Annotated in this window: 22 protein-coding genes; 7 read left to right on the forward strand and 15 right to left on the reverse strand. The window is 62.1% G+C overall.

Annotation, left to right across the window (positions count from 1 at the left end; all coding sequences use genetic code 11):
* Positions 1-27 precede the first annotated feature (27 nt).
* From coxB to PQQ52_RS18535, 3 genes are all read right to left on the reverse strand, one after another.
* Positions 28-1,656 carry a cytochrome c oxidase subunit II gene (gene coxB / locus PQQ52_RS18525; protein WP_408214152.1) on the reverse strand — a complete coding sequence of 543 codons (1,629 nt, stop codon included), beginning with the start codon at positions 1,654-1,656 and terminating at the stop codon, positions 28-30.
* Positions 1,657-1,735: 79 nt separating this feature from the next.
* Positions 1,736-2,209, reverse strand: a complete 474-nt coding sequence (locus tag PQQ52_RS18530; RefSeq protein WP_408214155.1) for a DUF2244 domain-containing protein — start codon at positions 2,207-2,209, stop codon at positions 1,736-1,738.
* A 314-nt stretch (positions 2,210-2,523) separates the two neighbouring features.
* A complete protein-coding gene (locus tag PQQ52_RS18535; protein ID WP_408214158.1) occupies positions 2,524-3,489 on the reverse strand; it encodes a methyltransferase domain-containing protein in 966 nt (321 codons plus the stop codon).
* A gap of 84 nt (positions 3,490-3,573) precedes the next feature.
* On the opposite strand from PQQ52_RS18535, the gene PQQ52_RS18540 reads away from it, so the two are divergent.
* Complete coding sequence (locus tag PQQ52_RS18540; RefSeq protein WP_408214161.1) at positions 3,574-4,368, forward strand: phosphoribosyltransferase family protein; 795 nt, start codon at positions 3,574-3,576, stop codon at positions 4,366-4,368.
* An 18-nt stretch (positions 4,369-4,386) separates the two neighbouring features.
* A complete protein-coding gene (trmL, locus tag PQQ52_RS18545) occupies positions 4,387-4,857 on the forward strand; it encodes a tRNA (uridine(34)/cytosine(34)/5-carboxymethylaminomethyluridine(34)-2'-O)-methyltransferase TrmL (RefSeq protein WP_408214164.1) in 471 nt (156 codons plus the stop codon).
* On the opposite strand, the gene PQQ52_RS18550 is transcribed toward trmL, so the two are convergent.
* The 5 genes from PQQ52_RS18550 to PQQ52_RS18570 all read right to left on the reverse strand — a co-directional run bounded on the left by PQQ52_RS18550 (position 4,830) and on the right by PQQ52_RS18570 (position 7,810).
* On the reverse strand, positions 4,830-5,378 hold the full coding sequence (locus tag PQQ52_RS18550) for an O-acetyl-ADP-ribose deacetylase (RefSeq protein WP_408214166.1): 549 nt from the start codon (positions 5,376-5,378) through the stop codon (positions 4,830-4,832). The genes trmL and PQQ52_RS18550 overlap by 28 nt on opposite strands.
* A 95-nt stretch (positions 5,379-5,473) precedes the next feature.
* The gene (locus PQQ52_RS18555; RefSeq protein WP_408214168.1) at positions 5,474-6,472 is read right to left on the reverse strand and encodes an NAD(P)H-dependent glycerol-3-phosphate dehydrogenase; all 999 of its coding nucleotides are present in this window, start codon (positions 6,470-6,472) and stop codon (positions 5,474-5,476) included.
* Positions 6,473-6,493: 21 nt separating this feature from the next.
* Positions 6,494-6,964, reverse strand: coding sequence for a protein-export chaperone SecB (gene secB / locus PQQ52_RS18560; RefSeq protein WP_054035743.1), 471 nt, complete (start codon positions 6,962-6,964; stop codon positions 6,494-6,496).
* Positions 6,965-7,127: 163 nt separating this feature from the next.
* Positions 7,128-7,388 (reverse strand): glutaredoxin 3, encoded by a 261-nt coding sequence (grxC, locus tag PQQ52_RS18565; RefSeq protein WP_028199035.1) that lies wholly within the window; start codon positions 7,386-7,388, stop codon positions 7,128-7,130.
* Positions 7,385-7,810: a rhodanese-like domain-containing protein gene (locus PQQ52_RS18570; RefSeq protein ID WP_408214171.1), complete on the reverse strand. Its 426-nt coding sequence runs from the start codon at positions 7,808-7,810 to the stop codon at positions 7,385-7,387. Before PQQ52_RS18570 ends, grxC begins: the two co-directional genes overlap by 4 nt.
* Positions 7,811-7,947: 137 nt before the next feature.
* Here PQQ52_RS18570 and gpmA point away from each other — a divergent pair, with 137 nt between their 5' ends.
* From gpmA to PQQ52_RS18585, 3 genes are all read left to right on the forward strand, one after another.
* The gene (gene gpmA, locus PQQ52_RS18575) at positions 7,948-8,694 is read left to right on the forward strand and encodes a 2,3-diphosphoglycerate-dependent phosphoglycerate mutase (protein ID WP_408214174.1); all 747 of its coding nucleotides are present in this window, start codon (positions 7,948-7,950) and stop codon (positions 8,692-8,694) included.
* Between the two features lie 313 nt (positions 8,695-9,007).
* Positions 9,008-10,594: a S41 family peptidase gene (locus tag PQQ52_RS18580; protein ID WP_408214177.1), complete on the forward strand. Its 1,587-nt coding sequence runs from the start codon at positions 9,008-9,010 to the stop codon at positions 10,592-10,594.
* A gap of 176 nt (positions 10,595-10,770) precedes the next feature.
* Entirely contained in the window at positions 10,771-11,529 is a 759-nt protein-coding gene (locus PQQ52_RS18585) for a HesA/MoeB/ThiF family protein (protein ID WP_408214179.1), read from the forward strand.
* A gap of 80 nt (positions 11,530-11,609) precedes the next feature.
* Here PQQ52_RS18585 and ptsP read toward each other — a convergent pair whose 3' ends face one another.
* The 7 genes from ptsP to PQQ52_RS18620 form a co-directional block, all read right to left on the reverse strand.
* Positions 11,610-13,358 carry a phosphoenolpyruvate--protein phosphotransferase gene (ptsP, locus tag PQQ52_RS18590; protein WP_408214182.1) on the reverse strand — a complete coding sequence of 583 codons (1,749 nt, stop codon included), beginning with the start codon at positions 13,356-13,358 and terminating at the stop codon, positions 11,610-11,612.
* Positions 13,359-13,673: 315 nt separating this feature from the next.
* Positions 13,674-13,943 (reverse strand): HPr family phosphocarrier protein, encoded by a 270-nt coding sequence (locus tag PQQ52_RS18595; RefSeq protein WP_085482323.1) that lies wholly within the window; start codon positions 13,941-13,943, stop codon positions 13,674-13,676.
* 117 nt (positions 13,944-14,060) lie between these two features.
* Positions 14,061-14,588, reverse strand: coding sequence for a PTS sugar transporter subunit IIA (locus PQQ52_RS18600; protein ID WP_408214184.1), 528 nt, complete (start codon positions 14,586-14,588; stop codon positions 14,061-14,063).
* A gap of 331 nt (positions 14,589-14,919) precedes the next feature.
* Positions 14,920-15,876 (reverse strand): glutathione synthase, encoded by a 957-nt coding sequence (gene gshB / locus PQQ52_RS18605; RefSeq protein WP_408214187.1) that lies wholly within the window; start codon positions 15,874-15,876, stop codon positions 14,920-14,922.
* A gap of 101 nt (positions 15,877-15,977) precedes the next feature.
* Positions 15,978-17,267, reverse strand: a complete 1,290-nt coding sequence (gshA, locus tag PQQ52_RS18610) for a glutamate--cysteine ligase (RefSeq protein WP_325043265.1) — start codon at positions 17,265-17,267, stop codon at positions 15,978-15,980.
* Between the two features lie 239 nt (positions 17,268-17,506).
* Entirely contained in the window at positions 17,507-19,015 is a 1,509-nt protein-coding gene (locus tag PQQ52_RS18615; protein ID WP_408214190.1) for an ammonium transporter, read from the reverse strand.
* A gap of 44 nt (positions 19,016-19,059) precedes the next feature.
* Positions 19,060-19,398: a P-II family nitrogen regulator gene (locus PQQ52_RS18620; protein ID WP_006048089.1), complete on the reverse strand. Its 339-nt coding sequence runs from the start codon at positions 19,396-19,398 to the stop codon at positions 19,060-19,062.
* A 400-nt stretch (positions 19,399-19,798) separates the two neighbouring features.
* On the opposite strand from PQQ52_RS18620, the gene PQQ52_RS18625 reads away from it, so the two are divergent.
* Both PQQ52_RS18625 and PQQ52_RS18630 read left to right on the forward strand, forming a co-directional pair.
* Positions 19,799-20,056: an accessory factor UbiK family protein gene (locus PQQ52_RS18625; RefSeq protein ID WP_074285568.1), complete on the forward strand. Its 258-nt coding sequence runs from the start codon at positions 19,799-19,801 to the stop codon at positions 20,054-20,056.
* A 121-nt stretch (positions 20,057-20,177) separates the two neighbouring features.
* Complete coding sequence (locus PQQ52_RS18630) at positions 20,178-21,797, forward strand: YifB family Mg chelatase-like AAA ATPase (RefSeq protein WP_408214193.1); 1,620 nt, start codon at positions 20,178-20,180, stop codon at positions 21,795-21,797.
* Positions 21,798-22,053 lie beyond the last annotated feature (256 nt).

A 22,053-nucleotide genomic window follows, 5' to 3' on the forward strand; every position in this document is an offset into this window, starting at 1 on the left:
AATACTGCGGTGCTGACCATGAACACGTCAGGCAGCCGGGCTGATCTGGACACGCCGGGCTTCTTTCGCGTCGCCGCCGCCCGTGATCGTTTCCGGCTTCTTCAAAATGATGTGGTCTTCGGCAATGCCGGCTGCTTTCAGCGCGTCGCGCACGGCTTCAGCGCGCGTCTTCGCGAGCTTCGCGTTGACTTCGGCAGAACCGGTGGCGTCGGTGAAGCCCGACAGCGTGAACTTTGCGTCCGGGTGCGCTTTCGCGTAGGCCGCGGCCGCGTCGACCGCCGCTTTCGCGTCGGCCGGCAGCACGCTCTTGCCGGTATCGAAGTAGACGTTTGCCGGCAGTGCTGCCTGCGGTGCTGCCGCGCTGTCCGAACCGGCAGCGGCCGCTTCAGCGCCCGAGGCTGCCGCTGCGCCCGAAGCCGCTTCCGCGCCACTGGCTGCTGCGCCCGCGTCGGCCAGATGGTTGCCGCCTTCCGGCAGCTTGCCGCTGCGTGCGTCCAGTACTTGCTTCGGCTGGAGAATGTCGCCGGTGTGGTTGCCCCACGAGTTACGTTCGTAGGTGATGACTGAAGCGATTTCAACGTCGTTCAGCGTCGGCGCCCACGAAGGCATCGCGTTCTTGCCCTTCAGCACCAGGCTGACGTGGTCGGCGATCGGACCGTTGGCGATCTTGCTGCCGTCCAGCGCCGGGAATGCACCTGCGCCCTTACCAGTCGGCTGGTGGCAGACCGCGCAGTTCGATGCGTACACCTTGCCGCCGCGCTCCATCAGCTCGGCCATCGTGTAGGTCTTGTTCGGGTCGTCCTGACCAGCGGCCATTTTCTTCTTCTGCGTATCGACCCACTTCGCGTAGTCGTCTGCCGACAGCACTTCGACCACCACTGGCATGAACGCGTGTTCCTTGCCGCACAGTTCGGTACAGAAGCCGCGGAACGTGCCGGTCTTATCGGCCTTGAACCACGTGTCGCGCACGAAACCCGGAATCGCGTCCTGCTTCACGCCGAAAGCCGGCACGTACCAGGAGTGGACCACGTCGTTCGCGGTGGTGATGATGCGGATTTTCTTGTCGACCGGCACGACGAGCGGATTGTCGACTTCCTGCAGATACGTGGTGGAAATCGGCTCACGGCCATCGGTTTCCGCACGCGGCGTGGCCAGCGTGGACAGGAAGTTGATGCCCTCGCCCGGGCCCTTCACGTAGTCGTAGCCCCATTTCCACTGGTAGCCAGTGACTTTTACGGTGAGGTCGGCGTTGGTGGTGTCTTTCATCGCCACCACGGTCTTGGTGGCGGGGAGCGCCATCAGCACGACGATGATGAACGGCACGATCGTCCAGATGATTTCGATGGTGGTGCTTTCGTGGAAATTCGAAGCCTTGTGACCTTTCGATTTGCGGTGAGCAAAGATCGAATAGAACATCACACCGAACACGCCGACGAAGATCACCAGGCAAAGAACCAGCATGAACATGTGGAGGCTGAAGAGCTCCTCAGCGATTTTTGTCGCAGGCGGCTGGAGATTGATCTCGTTGACGGCAGGGCCGCCCGGAACATCGCCCACTGCCAGGGCGGCACCGGCGAAAAGCAGTCCGCTCATCGCCAGCACACCCATGAGGGCTCGCTTGATTGTTTTCATAGCTTCCTTACCCAAAATTTCCATTCAAACCCTCGACCCCGCTGGCAGGCTGTCTCGCGCTCCCCCGTGAACGCCGCGCGTCTCAACACGTCAGCTGCGCTCGCTAGCAACGTGTGAGCCACATACGCAGTTCGCCTGCGAACTGCGCGCGCCGATACTGCGCGAGATGTTGCCCGATCATGATCGTCTGGCCGCGCGAGACCAGTTTGATCTGGTCACGCGGCGTTGCACCCGGTTCGATCCGCACCCAGCGCGGATTGAATTCGAACTGCGTGAGCCGTTCGGCGCTGACCTGCTCGATCACAAGCCGGTTCTGAAACAGCCGGACACGCTCGTAATCGACAGCATGACGCGCATATATGGCAAACGCGATGCCCACCGCCAGCAATTCGATACCGGTGAACGGCAACACCAGCCAGGCGCCGACCAGAACCAGCATGAAAGCAATTGCCAACGAGAACAACGCAAGCGATACGTAGAAACCAATAAACTGCCGCGGCGACAATGAACAGTTGCGCTTCATCGTCCAGTCTTTGAGAACGGGTTCTGAATCCGCCAGCAGATCTGATGCTTCCATCGCTGCCCCCCCTGCAGACCGCCACCAATCGCCGCCTGCGGCCATTGCTTGCGACCGCTGAACGGCCCCTCAATCACCGCCGCGTCACTTCATATTGCAGCCCTGCGCCTCGGGCCTGCCGCCCCAAATGTGGGAACTCCGGGCGACAAACTGACGCATTATAGGCGTGATCCATAGCATCCACAAGCAAGCCTCAATCGGCTCACAAGCCAGGTGCGACAAGCCTCCGCGCCGTTTCGACGCAGCTTTCGCGCGTCTTTTGAAGCGGTAATTTCAGACATAACAGATGTCCTCTTTACCGCTTCACTGATTCCTCACCGACTCCTCGACGAGCCGTGTCCGATATCCTCGATCCGCACAATCCCATGACCTTCAGCGGTGGTGCGCGGCACGGCTTTCCACGCGTGACCATAGATCACTTCGAAGGTCAGTGCGATCGTGCCGTCGGCGCGCCGACGGGCTTCGAGCGCCGCCAGCAAAGCCTTGTGCAGTCTACGCGCGACGGCATTCGAGGCGGCCTCGCGCTCGAATGGATATGCGCCCCAGCGGCGCACCTCCGCGAGCAGCGACTCGGGCGACTTATACGTAATAGTGAGTGTTTCCTGATCCATCACAGGAATCTCGAAACCGCTCTCGACCAGCATATCCCCAAGGTCATGCATGTCGACAAAGTCGATCACGTGCTTGCGCGAAGCAACACCGTGCGCGGCCTCGACCTCGGCGTAGGCGCCGCGCAATTCCTTCAACGAATCGGGACCGAGCGTGCTGAACATCAGCAGGCCGTTCACTTTCAGCACCCGTTGCCACTCGGGAAACACGAGATCGGGCCGTGAATGCCAGTGCAAGGCGAGATTGGACCAGATGAATTCGAAGGCACCTGCCGCGAACGGGAGAGCCGAAAAGTCGGCCTGCGCGAAACGCGGACCGCGGGCGCCGAGCGCCTTGCCGAGCGTTGCCGGCAGAAAGCGCCGCCAGCTCGTGTCGCCGGAATCGTGACGCAGTGCGCGACCGAGCATTCCGTGCGACAGGTCGGTGCCGAACACCGGTGCCTCGGGAAAGCGTTCACGCAATGCGGGGATGTCCTCGCCCGCGCCGCAACCGGCGTCGAGCACGCTTGCGGGCGTGACCTTGATGTAGTCGAGACGCTCGCGCATGCGCTGCGCGATTTCGCGCGGCAGGAACGCGACGGTGTCGAAGGTCGCCGCACGGCGGTCGAAAATCTGCCTGAGGCGCCGGGGATCATAGGCCGGACGGCCAGATTGAGACGAAGTTGGGGGCATGAGTGTCGTACTGGCGTAGAGCACGAAGTATACTCGTTCGCTTCCGTCCATTCAGCCTGAAAGGCCTTCGCGGGCGGTCCAATCATGCCATTCCGAAAAAATTCTTCGTCTTCCGGCGGCTCGAACACACGTTTTGCATGCTTCACGCGCGGCGTGTATTCGGCATGGCCGCATGTGCTGCACGCCGCGCTGCCGAACCTGTGCGCACTGTGCGGCAATTTGTCGCATAAGACGCTGTGCGCCGGTTGCGACGAGACATATTGGAACGAAGGCATGTTGCGTTGCACGGTGTGCGCGGTTCCTTTGTCCGGAACGCGCTGGGCAGGTCGTGCGCAATATCGCTGCGCGGATTGCATCGGCGAGCCGCCGCCTTTCGAGGCGACCTTTGCTTTGGCCGATTACCGCCAGCCGCTCGACGCCCTGGCGCTCGGCCTGAAATTCCGCGCGCGGCTGATGCTGGCGCGCGAGTTTGCGCAGCGCCTTGCGCGTCTGGCTGAAGACACCTGGCAAGAAGCATCTGAGCGGCCCGATGTGCTCGCGCCGGTGCCGCTCGCCAGCAAACGTCTTACCGAGCGCGGCTACAACCAGGCCTGGCAGATTGCCGGGCCGCTGGCCCGCGCGCTCAATATTCGCAGCGACGCCACCTTGCTGCGTCGCGTGATCCACACCGCGCCGCAATCACGGCTCGACCTGGACGCGCGCCGGTTGAACGTGGGCCGCGCATTCGAAGTCGCCAAACCGGTGCAAGGTCTGCATGTCGGCATCGTCGACGATGTGATGACGACCGGCGCGACGCTCGAAGCGCTGGCGCGCACGCTCAAAGCTGCCGGTGCACGGCGCGTCACCAACTTCGTCGCGCTGCGTACGCCGAAAAACTAGTCTCCACCTGAAGCCATCATGTTCAATGTCGTTCTCGTCGAACCGGAAATCCCGCCGAACACCGGCAACGTCATCCGCCTGTGTGCCAACACCGGCGCGCGACTGCATCTGATCGAGCCGCTCGGCTTTCCGCTCGACGACGCCAAATTGCGCCGCGCCGGACTCGACTATCACGAGTACGCGCAGATGAACGTGCACGCCGATTGGGCAGCGTTCGTCGCCAAGGAAACGCCCGATCCGACGAGAATGTTCGCGTTCACCACCCGCGGCTCGGGTCGGTTTCACGAGCATGCGTTTCAATCCGGCGACTGGTTTGTATTCGGCGCCGAAACGCGCGGCCTGTCGGACACGGTGCTCGATCAATTCGCCAACGAACAACGCGTGCGTCTGCCGATGCGGCCGGGCAACCGCAGCCTGAATCTCTCGAATACTGTCGCTGTGGTCGTGTTCGAAGCGTGGCGTCAGACCGGTTTCGACGGCGGAGCCTGACGGCGTTCCAGTTCGGCTTCGTAGCGCGCGAGCATGGCGTCGTCGAAACAGGCGAACACCACGCGCTCGATTTTCGGCGTACGCGGCAGGGTTTCGAGCACGGTGCCGACGGCAATCTGCACGGCCTCGTCAGCGGGGAAATGGTAAATCCCGCAACTAATCGCGGGAAACGCAATGCTCGTGCAATCCGCCTGACGCGCCACCTCGAGCGAGCGCTGATAGCAGGAGGCGAGAAGGTCGGCCTCGCCATGCGCGCCACCCCGCCACACCGGGCCGACCGCATGGATCACATGTTTGGCCGGCAACTGGTAGCCGCGGGTAATTTTCGCGTCGCCGGTCGCGCAGCCGCCGAGCGCCTCGCACTCACGCACCAGTTCCTTGCCGGCCGCGCGGTGAATCGCGCCATCCACGCCGCCCCCGCCCAGCAACGAAGTATTCGCGGCATTGACGATCGCATCCACGGCGAGGGTCGTGATGTCGACCACGCGCGCCTCTAGCGTGCAATTGTTGAAACTGGGCATGGGAACCTCGCTGGTCCGAAGCGTCGATAAAACGTGGACAGCGATAGCGGGCAGCCGTTCAGCGCTTTTCGCGCTAAACGACTGAAAGACAAGACTTATTCTGCTTTCGAATCGCGTCGCAGCAAGGCATTGACGGCGTCGCGGGGCGCCACACCGTCGAACAGCACGGCGCAGACTGCCTGCGTAATCGGCATCTCGATCGTATGCGCGCGAGCAATCGCCAGTACGGCTTGCGCACAACGCACGCCTTCGGCCACGTGACCGAGGCCGCCGAGAATATCGTCGAGCGTACGGCCCGCGGCGAGTTGTACACCGACTGTACGATTGCGCGACAGATCGCCCGTGGCGGTCAGGATCAGATCGCCGAGGCCGGTCAAACCGGTGAACGTCTCTGCCCGGCCGCCAAGCGTCACGCCGAGGCGCGACATTTCAGCCAGACCACGCGTAATCAACGCCGCGCGTGCATTGAGACCAAGGCCGAGGCCGTCGGCGATACCCGTGGCAATCGCCAGCACATTCTTCACCGCGCCACCCACTTCCACGCCGACGATATCGTCGCCGGTATAGATGCGCATGGCGCCATGATGGAACGCGCCAACCGTACGCTCACGGCATGTCAGCGACGTACTCGCGATCGTCAACGCGACCGGCAAGCCGTGCCCGACTTCACGAGCGAAACTCGGACCCGACAGCACGCCGTTACTGCCATGCCCCGGCAGTTCAGCTGCGACCACCTGATGTGGCAACAACTGCGAGTCGGCTTCGAAACCTTTGCACAACCACACCACATGCGCCGGCACTTTGCCCGCGTCGTGCATCGCCCGGAACAGACCCCGCAGACCGGCGACAGGCGTCGCCACGACGCATAACGCGTTGTCGGCGAGCGCATGGTCGAGCGCTGAGTTCAGATCGGCTTCATGGCGAAGGGACGGCGGCAAAGCAACGCCCGCCAGATAGCGGGCGTTTTCGTGCGACGCGGAGAGATCGGCAATGAGCGCGGGTTCACGCGCCCACAGCACCGTGTCGTGCCGCGCGGCCAGATGGCCGGCGAGGGCTGTGCCCCATGCACCGGCGCCAAGGACAGCAACCTTCATAGCCGGCACCGAACGGACGCGTTAATGCGTGACGCCGTTTTGCGCCGCGCCTTCCTGGCCGCCCATTTGCGCGAGACGTTGCTCGTACAGCGCCTGGAAGTTGATCTCGGCGAGGTGGATCGGCGGGAAGCCTGCGCGCGTGATCGCGTCGGCAATGTTCGAACGCAGGTACGGGAACAGGATCGTCGGGCAGGCAATGCCGACCAGCGGATCGATCTGTTCAGCCGGAATGTTGCGGATGTCGAAAATGCCGGCTTGCTTGGCTTCGATCAGGAACGCAACCTTGTCCGACACCTTGGCCGTGACCGTGCCCGTGACGAGGATTTCGAACACGGTATCGGCGAGGCGCTCGGCCTTCACGTCGACTTCGACTTCGACCGACGGCATTTCCTGCTCGAGGAAGATGCCCGGCGAATTCGGTTGCTCAAGCGACATGTCCTTCAGGTAGATGCGCTGGATGTTGAAGAACGGCTGGTTATTCTCGTCGGACATGATTGAGTGATTCCCTGATAGGTATGCATGGCGGCGGCCCATGGCTTCACGGGCCGCCAGATCGTTGCGGCGTATCGCCCCACCCTGAAAGAGACGAAACGCCGGCTTGTATTTCACGCGCCCCACTCACGCGCCGGCCGGCGCATAAGTAAGGCAACTTCGTTCAGGCAGCTTCGAGCAGAGGCATCAAACCGCCCGCGCGATCGAGCGCGGACAGGTCATCGTACCCGCCGACATGCGTCTCGCCGATGAACACTTGCGGCACCGTGCGGCGACCGGTCCGGGTCATCATTTCTTCACGACGGGCCGGGTCTTTGTCGATCAGTACCTTTTCAACGTGCTCGACGCCGCGCGACTTTAAAAGACGTTCGGCCATCTGGCAATACGGGCACACCTGGGTGCTGTACATGATGACTTTGTTCACTTGGCTGCTCCTTGTTTCACAACCGGCATGCCGGCTTTCTGCCAGGCGTCGACACCGCCTTCAAGAACATGGACTTCCGCGTATCCGGCATCTTGCACGATACGCGCAGCCTTGTTCGACTGCAGGCCGGTCTGGCATACCAGCAGCACCGGGTTGTTCTTGTTCTTCACGAGTTGCGCGACTTTCGCCTGCAACTCTGGAAATTCAAGGTGCCGCGCCGCGGGCAGATGGCCCTTGGCAAAGTCGGCGGACGGACGCAGATCGATGACCGCCGCATTGCGCCGGTTGATCAGTTGGGTCGCCTCGGCGGCCGACAGGCCCCCGCGGCCACGCCGGCTGATCGTCGGCCACAGCAGCAACCCACCGGAGATGAGGACGATTGCGATCAGTACAAGGTTTGTGTAATCAGTGAAAAACTTCACGGAAAATCCGCCGAAAAAGAGAGAAATCGAAAAGGGCAATCCACCCATTATAAAATAACCGTCTGACGCGATGGCGACGCTCCTCTAGAGGACCCTCGCAACGCTTTACCGCTTCCTTACTACCGACCGGCAATCTCATGTACAAACTCGTTCTCATCCGCCACGGCGAATCGACGTGGAACAAGGAAAACCGCTTCACGGGCTGGGTCGACGTCGACCTGACCGAGCAGGGCAATCGTGAAGCGCAGCAAGCGGGCGTGCTGTTGAAGGAATCGGGCTACACGTTCGACATCGCCTACACGTCGGTGCTCAAGCGCGCGATCCGCACCTTGTGGCACGTGCAGGATCAGATGGACCTGATGTATCTGCCGGTGGTGCACTCCTGGCGTCTGAACGAACGCCACTACGGCGCCCTGTCGGGTCTGAACAAGGCAGAAACCGCCGCCAGGTTCGGCGACGAACAGGTGCTGGTCTGGCGCCGCAGCTACGACACGCCGCCGCCGGCGCTCGATCCGTCGGACGAACGCGCGCCCTACAACGATCCGCGCTACGCCAAGGTGCCGCGCGAACAATTGCCGCTCACCGAGTGCCTGAAGGATACCGTCGCGCGCGTTCTGCCGTTGTGGAACGAGTCGATTGCGCCGGCCATCAAGTCGGGCCGCAAGGTCGTGATCGCCGCGCACGGCAACTCGATCCGCGCCATGGTGAAGTACCTCGACAATATTTCGGACGACGACATCGTCGGCCTGAATATCCCGAATGGCGTCCCGCTCGTCTATGAACTCGACGAAAACCTGAAGCCGATCAAGCACTACTATCTGGGCGACCAGGACGCGATTGCCAAGGCGCAAGCCGCTGTGGCCAAGCAAGGCAAGGCGGGCTAAGCCCGTCCTTGCGCCGCAGCCCTGCGGCAAAAACGCAGCAGGGTGGCGGCAAACGGGCCTCGCCGACCGGCAAGACATACCGGCCGGCGCGGCCCGCATCCCCGGGCGCGCCATCTGGCCGCCATCTGAGCGCCATCCTGCTGTTACCGCACATTACTTCACCACCGCAGCGCCGATCTCACGAACCAGGCCCGGTGCGTGCTGTCGAATCACGATTGCCTGTGCTGCGCCCTGACAGGGCGGGTGTGCAGTTATACTTGTCCGTCCCCATCTCTATCGACGCTGCCACGCGCTTCCGACCGCAACAGACTCTATGCGAAAGAACCTGAAAAATATCGGCCTGATTGCCGCGGGCCTTGCTACCGGCGTATTTGCCACCCTGCAACTCTCTGCCTCGGCCCAGCAACCCGCTAGCGCCGCCTCGAGCGCCGTCGCGCCGTTGCCGCTGGACCAGCTCAGGCTCTTTGCCGAAGTCTTCGGGCAAATCAAGCATGAGTACGTCGAACCGGTCGACGATAAGAAACTCCTCACCGCCGCGATCAAGGGCATGGTGTCGAGTCTCGACCCGCACTCGTCGTATCTCGACAAAACCGATTACGAAGAACTGCAGGAGCAGACCAAGGGTCGCTTCGCGGGTCTCGGCATCGAAATTTCGTCCGAAGACGGCCTGATCAAGGTGATCTCGCCGATTGAAGACACGCCAGCATTCCGCGCCGGCATCCGTCCGGGCGACCTGATCACCCGCATCAACGACAAACCTGTGCGCGGCATGACGCTCGACCAGGCCGTCAAGCAGATGCGTGGCGATCCGGGCACCAAGGTCACGCTGACCATCTTCCGCAAGACCGACGACCGCACGTTCCCGCTCACGGTGACGCGCGCGATCATCAAGGTCCAGTCGGTCAAGATGAAGATCCTGGCGCCAGGCTATGCGTATATCCGCGTCACCAGCTTCCAGGAACGCACCACGCCTGATCTGGCCGCCAAGCTGCAAGACATCGCGCGTCAACAGCCGAACCTGAAGGGCCTCGTGCTCGACCTGCGCAATAACGGCGGCGGTTTGCTGCAAAGCGCGGTCGGTGTCGCCGGCGCGTTCCTGCCGGCGAATTCGGTGGTGGTGTCGACCAACGGCCAGATTCCGGATTCGAAGCAGGTCTATCGCGATACGTACGACAACTACCGCCTGCAATCCTTCGACAGCGATCCGCTGAAGGACGAAGCGCCGATCTTCAAGACTGTGCCGATGATCGTGCTGACCAACGCCTACTCGGCGTCGGCTTCGGAAATCGTCGCGGGCGCGCTGCAGGATCAGCATCGTGCGCTGATCGTCGGCAAGACCACCTTCGGCAAGGGCTCGGTGCAAACCGTCCGCCCGATGACAGCCGACACGGCCCTGCGTCTGACCACGGCGTACTACTACACGCCGAGCGGCCGTTCGATCCAGAACAAGGGCATTCGTCCTGACATCGCGGTCGATCAATACGCAGAAGGCGATCCGGACGACGCACTGGTTACCCGCGAAGTCGACTACTCGAACCACCTTGCGAACACGCAAGACCCGAACGAGAAGAAGGAAGCGGACCAGCGCGAACAGGAGCGCATGGACCAACTGCGCCAGCTTGAAGAGCAGAACGACAAGAAGACGCCGGAACAGCGTCAGAAGGATCGTGAGCGCAAGCCGGTCGAGTTCGGTTCGCCCGACGACTTCATGCTGCAACAGGCGCTGAACAAGCTGGAAGGCAAGCCGGTGCAGGAATCGAAGTCGCTGACCGAGCGCCGTCTGGCGCAGAACAAGCCGGCAACATCGGCGTCCGCGCCGGTCGCAGTGAAGCCGACGCAACCGGTACCGGGCGCATCGGGTCCGGTTCCGGCCTCGGCGCCTGCTTCGCAAAGCAACTAAGCCACAAACCTGATGTGTCTTCGCAGCCAGACATGCTGCGAAGACACGTTGCGGTAGACGCTGTAATACCCAGCACCAGCACGAACACTCGCTCCCCGCGCGATTAAAATAACGAAACCGCGCACGGCAGGCCACCGGTCCTGCATCTCATTGCGCGACACTCCACGCGCCCCGCCATGAATGACGATCAACTCCTCCGCTATTCCCGCCACATCCTCGTCGACGAAATCGGCATCGAGGCGCAGCAGCGCTTTATCGACGCGCACGCGATCATCGTCGGCGCGGGCGGGCTAGGTTCGCCTGCAGCGATGTATCTGGCGGCGGCAGGCGTCGGCCGCTTGACGCTGGTCGATGCCGATACGGTCGACCTGACCAATTTGCAGCGGCAGATTCTGCACGTGAGCGCGTCGGTCGGGCGCAAGAAAGTGGAGTCCGGGCGCGACGCAATCGCCCAGATCAATCCCGAGGTGGTGGTGAACGCGGTTGCTGAACGCGTCGACGATGCGTGGCTCGATCGCGAAGTGCCGCACGCCACCGTCGTGCTCGATTGCACGGATAACTTTGCCACGCGCCATGCGATCAATCGGGCATGCGTGAAACATGGCGTGCCGCTGGTGTCGGGCGCCGCACTGCGCTTCGACGGCCAGATCAGCACCTTCGATTTTCGCGACGCAGCGTCGCCTTGCTATGCGTGCGTGTTCCCGGAAGATCAACCGTTCGAGGAAGTCGCGTGCTCGACCATGGGCGTGTTCGCCCCCACGGTTGGCATCATCGGTTCGATGCAAGCTGCTGAAGCGCTGAAAGTGATTGGCGAAATCGGCACGCCGCTGATGGGACGCCTCACGATGCTCGATTCGCTGCGAATGGAATGGAACACGATGCGCATTGCGCGCCAGCCGGATTGCCCGGTATGCGGGCAGCGGCATCAGGCCTGATGCCCAGGCAAAACGTTGAACGAAAAACGCCGCACATGTGTGCGGCGTTTTTCATTTGAACCCAATCCCGACTTTCGGTTTCAGGCCTGCGCCACGCGCTTGAGCGCCGCCTGTACTTCCTCCGGTTCGAACGACGCCAGCACGTCGGCCACCGGCTTTTCGAGCGTCTTCAGATGCGAGCGCAGAACCTCCTGCTTGACCACCAGCAACTGGCTCGGATGCATCGAAAACTCGGTGAGGCCCATGCCGAGCAATAGACGCGTCAACGCCGGATCGCCCGCCATCTCGCCACATACCGACACCGGCACACCCGCCCGCTTCGCCTCGCGCAGCGTGAAGGCGATCAGGTGCAGCACCGCAGGATGCAGCGGGTCGTACAGATGCGCGACCGCGTTATCCGCGCGATCGATTGCCAGCGTGTACTGGATCAGATCGTTGGTGCCGATCGACAGGAAATCCAGCCGCTTGAGAAACAGCGGCAGCGCAATCGCGGCGGCAGGAATCTCGATCATCGCGCCGACCTGCACGTTCGGGTCGTAGGCGATGCCGGCATCGTCCAGCTGACGCTTGGCTTCGCGAATCAGATCGAGCGTCTGATCGATCTCCTGCGCGTGCGCGAGCATCGGAATCAGAATCTTCACCGTACCGAACGCCGACGCGCGAAGAATAGCGCGCAGTTGCGTCAGGAACATCTGCGGCTCCGAGAGGCTCCAGCGAATCGCTCTCAGCCCCAAGGCGGGGTTCGCGGCGGTTTCATAGCCGTCGCCCCCGCCCATCGAATCGAGCGGCTTGTCGGCGCCGACGTCGATCGTACGGATCGTCACCGGCAAGCCGTTCATCAATTCGACCGCGCGACGATAGGCGGCAAACTGCTCCTCCTCTTCCGGCAAATGGTGTTTGTGATTCATGAACAGGAACTCGGTGCGGAACAGGCCCACACCGGTTGCGCCCGAATCGACCGCGGCGCGCGCGTCTTCCGGCAATTCGATGTTCGCGCAGAGTTCGATGCGCGTGCCGCAAAGCGTCTGAGTTGGCGAAAACTTGAGCCGCTGCAGCTTGCGCTGCTCCAACGCCTTTTCGCTTTGGCGGTATGAATACTCCTCCAGCACAATCGGTGCGGGATCGACGATCACAATGCCATGATCGCCGTCGACAATGATCAGGTCATCCTGGCGGATCAGCTGGCTCGCATGCTGCACGCCGACCGCGGCCGGAATGCCGAGACTGCGCGCGACGATCGCCGTATGCGAAGTACGGCCGCCGAGGTCGGTGACGAAACCCTGAAACGTTTGCGTTTTGAACTGCATCATGTCGGCCGGCGCGATGTCGTGCGCGACCACGATCATCTCTTCGCAGGTACCGTGCACACCATCCACCAGCGCCACCGATGCCCCGGCGAGCGCCTTCAGCACACGCTCCACGACCTGCTCGATGTCGGCTTTACGCTCGCGCAGGTATTCGTCTTCAATATCGTCGAAATGGCGCGACAGGCGCTCAAGTTGTTCGGTTAGCGCCCACTCGACGTTGTAGCGGCGCGTGCGGATCAGGTCGATGGTTTCCTGCACGAGCATTGCATCGTTCAGGATCATTGAATGAACGTTGATGAACGCGCCCATTTCGCTGGGCGCGTCTGCCGCGAGATCGGCGCGCAACGCGTCGAGCTCCTGATGCACCAGTTGCTGGGCCGTGCGAAAACGCTCGACCTCGCCCTCGATCTGGGCGGGTTCGATCAGATAGTGGTCTACGTCAAGTGCAGCCGGGGCGATCAGGTAAGCCCGCCCGATGGCGATACCGCGTGACACGGGAATTCCATGCAGCGTGAAGGACACGCGCACCTCCTCTAGTTGTGTGATGCCGCGGCAAACCGCTGCAATGCTCTCAGACTCTCTTCGTCATTATAAATTCCGCGCCCTTTACAAGTACGCCAGGGCTGTGTGCACCGCAGCACGAAATATCGTAAGCGGCCACAACAATCCGCCTTCGTCGAGCTTGCATTCCGGCAACGCGAATCCTTCACCTTCACGCGTCGCGTGAGCTACCGGATCGTGCACCCGGAGAGACGCTCATGCGCCGATTGTCATGCGCTAAAAAAAATGCCGCGGACAGCCGCGGCATTTTGCTCCAGGCAAGGGGAACGCGTGACTTTACTGACCTTCGCCGAATTTATCGGCAATCAGTTTCAACAATGCGTCCATCGCGTCTTTTTCGTCGGCGCCTTCCGTTTCGATCAGCACCGTGCTGCCTATACCCGCGGCCAGCATCATCACACCCATGATGCTTTTGGCATTGATACGGCGGCCATTACGGCTCATCCAGATTTCCGCCTGGTAGTTGCCCGCGAGTTGCGTCAACTTGGCCGACGCGCGCGCGTGCAGCCCCAGCTTGTTCACAATAGTCGTTTCCTGTTGCAGCATGTGATGGTCCGAAGCGCGGGTAAGTGTTGTGGTGAAAGGTGAAAGGTGAAACTGCAAACCAGTGGCAAACGGGTTGCATGCAACCCGATCGCAATTGTTTAAAGCTGTGCGATCCGCTTACAACCCGCTCGAACCGGCCTTCTGAGTCAGGTCGGCCTCGGCCGGCAACGCGGGCAAACAGTCGCTGGAAGCGGCCTCGGGCGGCAAGGCCGGCAAACAGTCACTGGACCCCGCGGGCGGCGCAACCGGCGCCGGCGTGGCAGGCCCGATTGCATGCACGCCCTTGGTGGCTCCAGCAAGCGCTTTGTCGACCAGCGTGTCGAGCGGCGTAGCGCGATAACAGACCGCGCGCACCAGCATCGGCAGATTGACGCCGCACAGTACGCGGACGTTCGGCAACGAAGCGAGCCGCCCGGCGATATTCGCCGGCGTGGCGCCGAACATGTCAGTGAGCACGAGCGCGCCGTTTTCTTCCTTGAGCCGCTCGATTTCCGAATGCGCGAACGCGACCTGCTGTGCGGGATCGCAATCCGGCGATACGTCGATCACGCCGATACGAGCCGGCAAGCCACCGTAAATGTGCGAAATACAATCGCGCAACGCGGTGGCGAACGGAGCGTGCGCAATGATCAGAATGCCTGCCATGTCAGCCTTACTGCAAAAGAACGGCCCCGAACCGTGAACCGGGACGAAGCCCGATTCGCAAGCGCCCTCGACCGGCCGTGGGTCGTGAGGACCGGAACACATCATTTGACGAGCGGCCCGCGGTGCCGGATATCGCAGCGGCGCCAGCGGAAAACTGCTCGCTTACAGTCCGCAATCCATGCCTGTAGCGTCCTACAGACGCCATCGATTCGGCTTGGCGCGGGAGAGCGGGCATTGTATCAGGCCCATTTTCGCGCCAAAGCCGGTGTTTCGCTTGATGCGGATTTACTACATAGTTTGGGGGCCATGGCGGCCATTCAAGGGCTGCGCCTCACGCTGCCGCGCGCTCCAGTGCATCGATAAACATCGCGGCGACGTCGAAGCCGGTCTGGTCCATGATCTCGCGGAAGCACGTCGGGCTTGTCACGTTCACCTCGGTGAGCCAGTCGCCGATCGCGTCCAGTCCGACCAGCAGCAGGCCGCGCGCAGCGAGCACCGGCGCGAGTGTGTCGGCGATCTTGCGATCATGCTCGGTGAGCGGGCGCGCCACGCCGAGGCCGCCGGCCGCCAGATTGCCGCGCACTTCATTGCCCTGAGGAATCCGCGCGAGCGAAAACGGCACCGGTTCGCCGCCGATCAGCAGAATGCGCTTGTCGCCGTCCTTGATCTCGGGGATGAATTTTTGCGCCATGACCGAGCGCGCGCCGTCGTGGCTCAACATCTCGATGATCGAGCCGAGGTTCATGCCGTCGGCCTTCACGCGAAATACGCCCATGCCACCCATGCCGTCGAGCGGCTTCAGAATCACGTCGCCGTGTTCTTCGTGGAAGGCGCGCAGACGGGTAGCGTCGCGCGTCACCAGCGTCGGCGTGACGAACTGCGCGAACTCGCCAATTGCCAGCTTTTCCGAATGATCGCGAATGGCCTGTGGCTTGTTGAAGATGCGCGCGCCGCCGCGCTCGGCCATTTCCAGCAGCCACGTCGACGTCACATATTCCATGTCGAACGGCGGGTCTTTACGCATCACCACCGCGCTGAAGTGCTTCAGCGATTTCGGCGCGGCCGCTTCAGCCGCGTACCAGGTGTCGCGATGCAGATCCGTCACGTCACCGATGATCGTAAAGCGCTGCACGTTCGCCTCGACATCGCCGCCCGTCCACGCCAGATGCTTCGGCTCGCACGTGTAAAGCGTGTGACCGCGACGCGCGGCGTCGGCCATCATCGCGTAGGTCGAATCTTTGTAGATCTTGAACTGCGTAAGCGGATCGGCGATGAAAAGAATGTCCATGGGGATTCCGGTGCGCCCTTAGGGCTTGGCATTGATCGTAAATATAGTCGCTGAAAATGGCGATGGCGGCACGCATGCCGCCATCGACCACCTCGCGAGGCTTAAACCTGAATCGCTTCCGGATCGGTCTTTTCCAGCTCGACCGATGCGGCCAGCAAGCCGAGCCGCGCCACCACGCCGTACATATAGAAGCGGTTCGGCACCGCCGCGCCGGGCTTGGCGTGCGCATCAGGCAGCGCCGTATGCTCGAAACCGAGCGGCACGAAGTGCATGCCGGGCGCGTTGAGATTCTGATCGCGCTCGCGGCTGCCGTGCACGCGGTAAAAGCCGCCCACCACGTAACGGTCGATCATGTACACCACGGGTTCAGCAACTTCCTCGCCGATCCGCTCGAAGGTGTACACGCCTTCCTGCACGATCACGTCGTGCACTTCGAGGCCGTCTTTGGTAGCAGCCATCTTGGCGCGTTCGCGCTTGGTCAGCGCGGCCACTTCCGACGCGTCGTGCACGGTCATCACGCCCATGCCATACGTGCCCGCATCAGACTTGATGACAACATACGGTTTCTCGGAGATGCCGTACTCGCGATACTTCTTGGCGATCTTCTTCAGCACGCCGTCGATCGCGTCCGTTAGCGCCTCTTCACCGGTGCGCTCCTGGAAATCGACCCCTTCGACGTGTGCGAAGTACGGATTGATCATCCACGGATCGATCTCGACCATCTTCGCGAACTTCTTTGCCACGTCGTCATAACAGGAGAAGTGCGTCGATTTGCGGCGAACGGCCCAGCCGGCATGCAGCGGCGGCAGCAGATACTGCTCGTGCAGATTTTCCAGTATGGGCGGAATGCCACCCGACAGGTCATTGTTCAGCAGAATCGAACACGGGTCGAAATTCTTCAGGCCGAGGCGCCGCGGCGAACGCTCGAGCGGTTCGAGCACCAGCTTCTGCCCATCGGACAGAGCGATCGTGACCGGCCCGACGATGCTTTCGTCGAGCGTGCCGAAACGCACGTTCAAGCCCGCCTGGCGCATGATCGCGGCCAGACGGGCGACATTCTCGAGATAAAACGCATTGCGCGTATGGCGCTCCGGAATCACCAGCAGATTCTTCGCGTCCGGGCAGATCTTCTCGATCGACGCCATCGCGGCTTGCACAGCGAGCGGCAATACTTCTTGCGGCAGGTTGTTGAATGCGCCTGGAAACAGATTGGTGTCGACCGGCGCGAGCTTGAAACCCGCGTTACGCAGATCGACAGAACAGTAGAACGGCGGCGTGTGCTCCTGCCATTCGAGCCGGAACCAGCGTTCGATGGCAGGCGTAGCGTCGAGGATCTTCCGCTCGAGATCGAGCAGCGGGCCGTTTAACGCCGTAACTAGGTGCGGAACCATTGATCACTCGCAGACTGGAGAAAAAAGATTGTAGTGCAAATGCTTTGTCCATTTGGGGACGGTTTCTCCATTCGCAAGCCGATGCGAATGCATTCTCGCTATCGCCATGATAGGCAGGAAAAACTACTGTTAACAAGATAGCCAGCAAGAAAAAAGCCCGCCATAAAGGCGGGCCAAAATCGCTGCGCTTGATTCAGATCCGTCAAGCCTTGGAGCTCGACTTTGCCTACAAAAAGTCCTTATTCGACGTGTTCGCCGTGCAGGCTCACGTCCAGGCCTTCGCGTTCCTGTTCTTCCGTCACGCGGATGCCCATCACCATGTCGATGCCCTTCAGCAGGATGTAGCTCACCACGCCGCTGTAGACCAGCGTCGTCAGCACGCCCTTGGCTTGCAGAATGACGCTGCCGTCCGCGCCGCCGATGTCCTTGACCGCGAATACACCGGTCAGGAGCGCGCCTACGATACCGCCGATGCAGTGCACGCCGAACGCGTCGAGCGAATCGTCGTAACCGAGCTTGTGCTTGAGCCACGTTGCCGACCAGAAGCAGATCACGCCTGCCGCGATGCCGATCACCAGCGAGCCCGTCATACCGACGAAGCCCGAAGCCGGCGTAATCGCCACCAGACCTGCCACGGCACCCGACACGATACCGAGTACCGACGGCTTACCCTTGGTTGCCCATTCCGCGAACATCCATGCGAGTGCTGCTGCCGCGGTTGCCACTTGCGTTGCGAACATGGCGAAACCGGCACGGCCGTCTGCCGCCACTGCCGAACCCGCGTTGAAGCCGAACCAGCCTACCCACAGCATGGCGCCACCGATCAGCGTGAGCGTCAGGTTGTGCGGCGCCATCGCTTCCTTGCCGTAGCCGACACGTTTGCCGAGCACCAGCGCGCAAACCAGCGCCGCGATACCGGCGTTGATGTGCACCACCGTGCCGCCCGCGAAGTCGAGGATGCCCGCGCTAGCCAGCCAGCCGGTCGGTTCCCAGACCATGTGTGCGATCGGCGAGTAGACGATGATCGACCACAGCGTCATGAACACCAGCATCGCCGAGAACTTCATGCGATCGGCAAACGCGCCCGTGATCAGTGCCGGGGTGATGATCGCGAACGTCATCTGATAGACGACGTAGACCGTTTCCGGGATCGTCGGCGCGAGGTGGCTGACGGTCAGCGTCGTGGCCTTGTCGCCCTTGATGTAGTTCATGCCCGCCATGAAGAAGCGCGAGAAGCCGCCGATGAACGAGTTACCTGGCGTGAAGGCGAGGCTGTAGCCCACCACGACCCAGATGATCGACACAAGGCAGGTAATCGCGAAGCTTTGCATCAGGATCGCGAGCACGCTCTTCTTGCGGACCATGCCGCCGTAGAACAGTGCCAGACCCGGGATCGTCATGAACAGCACGAGCGCGGTGGAGGTCAGCATCCAGGCGGTGTCGCCCGAATTGATCTTCGACGAATCGACCGAGAACGGCGCGGTCGGCGCGGCGGGCGCGGCGTCCGATGCTGCCGGCGCGGCTGCTGCGGCGCTGGCAGCCGGTGCGGCGGACGCGTCAGCAGCCGGTGCCGAAGCCGCGGCGGCAGCAGGCGCTGCCGAGGCGTCAGGCGCCGGCGCACTCGCCGTCGTATCGGAAGCCGCTGCCGAGGCGGCTGCGGGGGCGGAAGCGTCGTCCGCGAGGGCGGCGCCGATACCGCCCGCGAGCAGCGAACCGGCCATCAGCAAGGACATCAATAATTTGCGCATCTTTCGTTTCCTCTTATCGCTATCTGTGTCGCTATCTTTTGGTTTTACAGAGCGTCCGCGCCGGTCTCCCCGGTGCGAATCCGAATCACTTGCTCGATCGGGGTGACAAAAATCTTGCCGTCGCCGATCTTGCCGGTGCGTGCCGCGCGCTCGAGCGCCTCGATCGCCTGGTCGACGATGTCGTCCGAGACCGCTGCCTCGATCTTCACCTTCGGCAGGAAATCGACGACGTATTCAGCGCCCCGATACAGTTCCGTGTGGCCCTTCTGGCGGCCGAAACCTTTGACTTCCGTCACCGTGATGCCTGAGACGCCGATGGCCGACAAGGCTTCGCGCGCCTCATCGAGCTTGAACGGCTTGATGATTGCGGTAATGAGTTTCATGAAATCCCTCGCTAAGTTGCGTAACCCGTTGCGTAACCCTGTTTGCGTACCCTGTAACCCGTTCGCGTGGTCTCGTTCCGCTACCGGTAAAAAGCACCCGGCAGTGCGCGCGGGGCAGTAACAGCAACTCGCGTGCCATGTTGTGTCAGACTTCGCCTCGCTGCACGCTGCAAAAGGGGCGCAAGCGGCCCTGGCTGAATGGCCAAGGTTGGCGGGGCACGCTGGCGCGGCGCATGGATCGTTGCTAGAGTGTTTGAAGGCTTTTGACGTTTGAGCGCGCACCAAACGGGCTCATGCGGCAGCGGCAGTCAACCGGCCATGCACCAAGACGGCCCATTCGACGTGACAAAGCACAGACGCAACGAAACATGCACATTTTTTGTGCACCAAAGGGAACACCATGAAACAACCGAACGATGTCTTTAACGATTTTCAGGCTCGCATGAGCGAGCTGTTCAAGAACTCGCCGGCCAAAGATGTCGAACGAAACGTGAAGGCCATGCTGTCGCAGGGCTTTTCCAAGCTCGACCTGGTCACGCGTGAGGAATTCGATACGCAGACCCAGGTGCTGGTGCGCACCCGCGCGCGGCTCGAAGAGCTGGAGCGCCGCGTCGCCGAGCTCGAGCAGAAGCTGCCGGTCACGACGCAAACGTCCTAAGGCCTTGCTCGCAGCGCTTTAGCTGCGTAGTGCTGCACATCACTGGCAAGCGAGCCGTGACGTCATCAGCGTTTTAGGGGACTCGCGCGCGCCCTCGGCGCGCCGTCCGACGGGAGAAAACATGTCGCTTGCCGTGGTGCGCAGTCGCGCGCCGGCCTCTGGCCGCGCGCCCGAAGTAACCGTCGAGGTTCACCTCGCGAACGGATTACCCTCTTTTTCGATCGTCGGCCTTCCAGATCTGGAAGTGCGCGAAAGCCGCGAGCGCGTGCGCGCGGCGCTGCAAAACTGCAGCTTCGATTTCCCCGTGCGGCGCATCACCGTCAATCTCGCTCCGGCCGATTTGCCGAAGGAATCCGGCCGCTTCGATCTGCCGATCGCCTTAGGGATTCTGGCGGCGAGCGGACAAATTCCGGCCGAGTCGCTCCTGCATCGTGAGTTCGCCGGCGAACTGTCATTGACCGGTGCGCTGCGACCAATGCGCGGAGCTTTCGCGATGGCCTGCGGGACGGCTCGCAGCGGCGTGCCTCACGGCGGCCTCGGCGGCGGCTCTACATTTGCCGGTGCACCGACTCGCATTACTTCGGGTGAATCGGCGACATCCGGGATGTCCGCTCAATACACGCCGCAGCTCTACCTGCCTGCGGCAAGTGCGGCCGAGGCGGCGCTCGTGCCTGGTGTCGATGTCTACGGCGCCACCGACCTGCCATCACTATGCGCGCACCTGGCCGGCGCGCCCGATGCCCGGCTCTATCCGGTCGCGGCACCCGACATCAGCGAGACCGCAAGCGCCACGATTCCTGACATGACCGACGTGATCGGCCAGCGCGGCGCACGCCGCGCACTCGAAGTCGCCGCGGCCGGCGGACACCACGTCTTGCTGGTCGGGCCGCCTGGCGCGGGCAAATCGATGCTCGCCGCTCGCCTGCCAGGGCTGCTCCCGCCCATGACCGACGACGAAGCGCTCAGTTCGGCAGCATTGCTGTCCGCCAGCCGGACCGGCTTTACGCCCTCGCAATGGCGGCAACGGCCGTTTCGCGCGCCCCATCATTCGTCGAGCGCACCGGCGCTGGTCGGCGGGCGCAATCCGCCGCAACCCGGCGAGATTACCCTGGCGCATCTGGGCGTGCTGTTTCTCGACGAGCTTGATGAATTCGACCGCCATGTGCTGGAAACCCTGCGCGAACCCCTCGAGGCCGGTCGCATCACTATCTCGCGCGCCGCCTTACAAGCGGATTTTCCGGCAGCCTGTCAGCTGATCGCCGCGATGAACCCGTGTCCATGCGGATGGCGCGGCGATCCCAACGGTCGTTGCCGCTGCACGCCGGAGATCGCCGCGCGCTATCTGCGCAAGCTGTCCGGGCCGCTACTCGACCGGATCGACATCCAGATCGAAATTCCGGCGCTCACGCCGGCCGAGTTGTCGGCTCGCTCCACCGTCGCCGGTGAAACCAGCGCGACGATCGCCCAGCGGGTGAATGCCGCTCGCCAGCGGCAACTGGCGAGGCAGGGCAAAACCAATCGGGAACTGGGCGGACGGGAAGTGGACGAGGTCTGCCGTCCCGACGCAGCCGGTGAAGCTTTGCTGCGCCAGGCCGGCGAGCGCTTCGGCTGGTCGGCGCGTGCTTACTACCGGGTTCTGAAGGTAGCGCGGACCATCGCCGACCTCGCCGGCACCGCCATGCCGAGCGCCGCGCAGATCGGTGAAGCCGTTCAATATCGCCGGGCTTTTGGGTCGGTATAAGGAGAAAAATCTACTGTCAAGACTTGACTTATGCACATACGCGCGTTCCAGATAGATTTTGAAACATCTGAAAGGCGCTCGGAAGACCACATCCCAAAGGCATTGATTTAATTGGATTTTTTCGACTTCCCTGACCAGGCTCAATCTGCCAGAATGCCCACGGGATGGGCATCTGACGCAAAAAACGCGAAGTTCTCAACAGAGTTATCCACAGGTCTCGTGCGCAACCGAAAAACTTCAACGTAAACCGGGAATT

This window comes from Paraburkholderia sediminicola (genome assembly GCF_046030555.1).
GTDB lineage: Bacteria > Pseudomonadota > Gammaproteobacteria > Burkholderiales > Burkholderiaceae > Paraburkholderia > Paraburkholderia sediminicola_E.

Coding starts and splice junctions, on each gene's coding strand:
- coxB (WP_408214152.1), bottom strand. CDS start 1,656: ATGGAAATTTTGGGTAAGGAAGCTATGAAAACAATCAAGCGAGCCCTC.
- PQQ52_RS18530 (WP_408214155.1), bottom strand. CDS start 2,209: ATGGAAGCATCAGATCTGCTGGCGGATTCAGAACCCGTTCTCAAAGAC.
- PQQ52_RS18535 (WP_408214158.1), bottom strand. CDS start 3,489: ATGCCCCCAACTTCGTCTCAATCTGGCCGTCCGGCCTATGATCCCCGG.
- PQQ52_RS18540 (WP_408214161.1), top strand. CDS start 3,574: ATGCCATTCCGAAAAAATTCTTCGTCTTCCGGCGGCTCGAACACACGT.
- trmL (WP_408214164.1), top strand. CDS start 4,387: ATGTTCAATGTCGTTCTCGTCGAACCGGAAATCCCGCCGAACACCGGC.
- PQQ52_RS18550 (WP_408214166.1), bottom strand. CDS start 5,378: ATGCCCAGTTTCAACAATTGCACGCTAGAGGCGCGCGTGGTCGACATC.
- PQQ52_RS18555 (WP_408214168.1), bottom strand. CDS start 6,472: ATGAAGGTTGCTGTCCTTGGCGCCGGTGCATGGGGCACAGCCCTCGCC.
- secB (WP_054035743.1), bottom strand. CDS start 6,964: ATGTCCGACGAGAATAACCAGCCGTTCTTCAACATCCAGCGCATCTAC.
- gpmA (WP_408214174.1), top strand. CDS start 7,948: ATGTACAAACTCGTTCTCATCCGCCACGGCGAATCGACGTGGAACAAG.
- PQQ52_RS18580 (WP_408214177.1), top strand. CDS start 9,008: ATGCGAAAGAACCTGAAAAATATCGGCCTGATTGCCGCGGGCCTTGCT.
- PQQ52_RS18585 (WP_408214179.1), top strand. CDS start 10,771: ATGAATGACGATCAACTCCTCCGCTATTCCCGCCACATCCTCGTCGAC.
- PQQ52_RS18595 (WP_085482323.1), bottom strand. CDS start 13,943: ATGCTGCAACAGGAAACGACTATTGTGAACAAGCTGGGGCTGCACGCG.
- PQQ52_RS18600 (WP_408214184.1), bottom strand. CDS start 14,588: ATGGCAGGCATTCTGATCATTGCGCACGCTCCGTTCGCCACCGCGTTG.
- gshB (WP_408214187.1), bottom strand. CDS start 15,876: ATGGACATTCTTTTCATCGCCGATCCGCTTACGCAGTTCAAGATCTAC.
- gshA (WP_325043265.1), bottom strand. CDS start 17,267: ATGGTTCCGCACCTAGTTACGGCGTTAAACGGCCCGCTGCTCGATCTC.
- PQQ52_RS18615 (WP_408214190.1), bottom strand. CDS start 19,015: ATGCGCAAATTATTGATGTCCTTGCTGATGGCCGGTTCGCTGCTCGCG.
- PQQ52_RS18620 (WP_006048089.1), bottom strand. CDS start 19,398: ATGAAACTCATTACCGCAATCATCAAGCCGTTCAAGCTCGATGAGGCG.
- PQQ52_RS18625 (WP_074285568.1), top strand. CDS start 19,799: ATGAAACAACCGAACGATGTCTTTAACGATTTTCAGGCTCGCATGAGC.
- PQQ52_RS18630 (WP_408214193.1), top strand. CDS start 20,178: ATGTCGCTTGCCGTGGTGCGCAGTCGCGCGCCGGCCTCTGGCCGCGCG.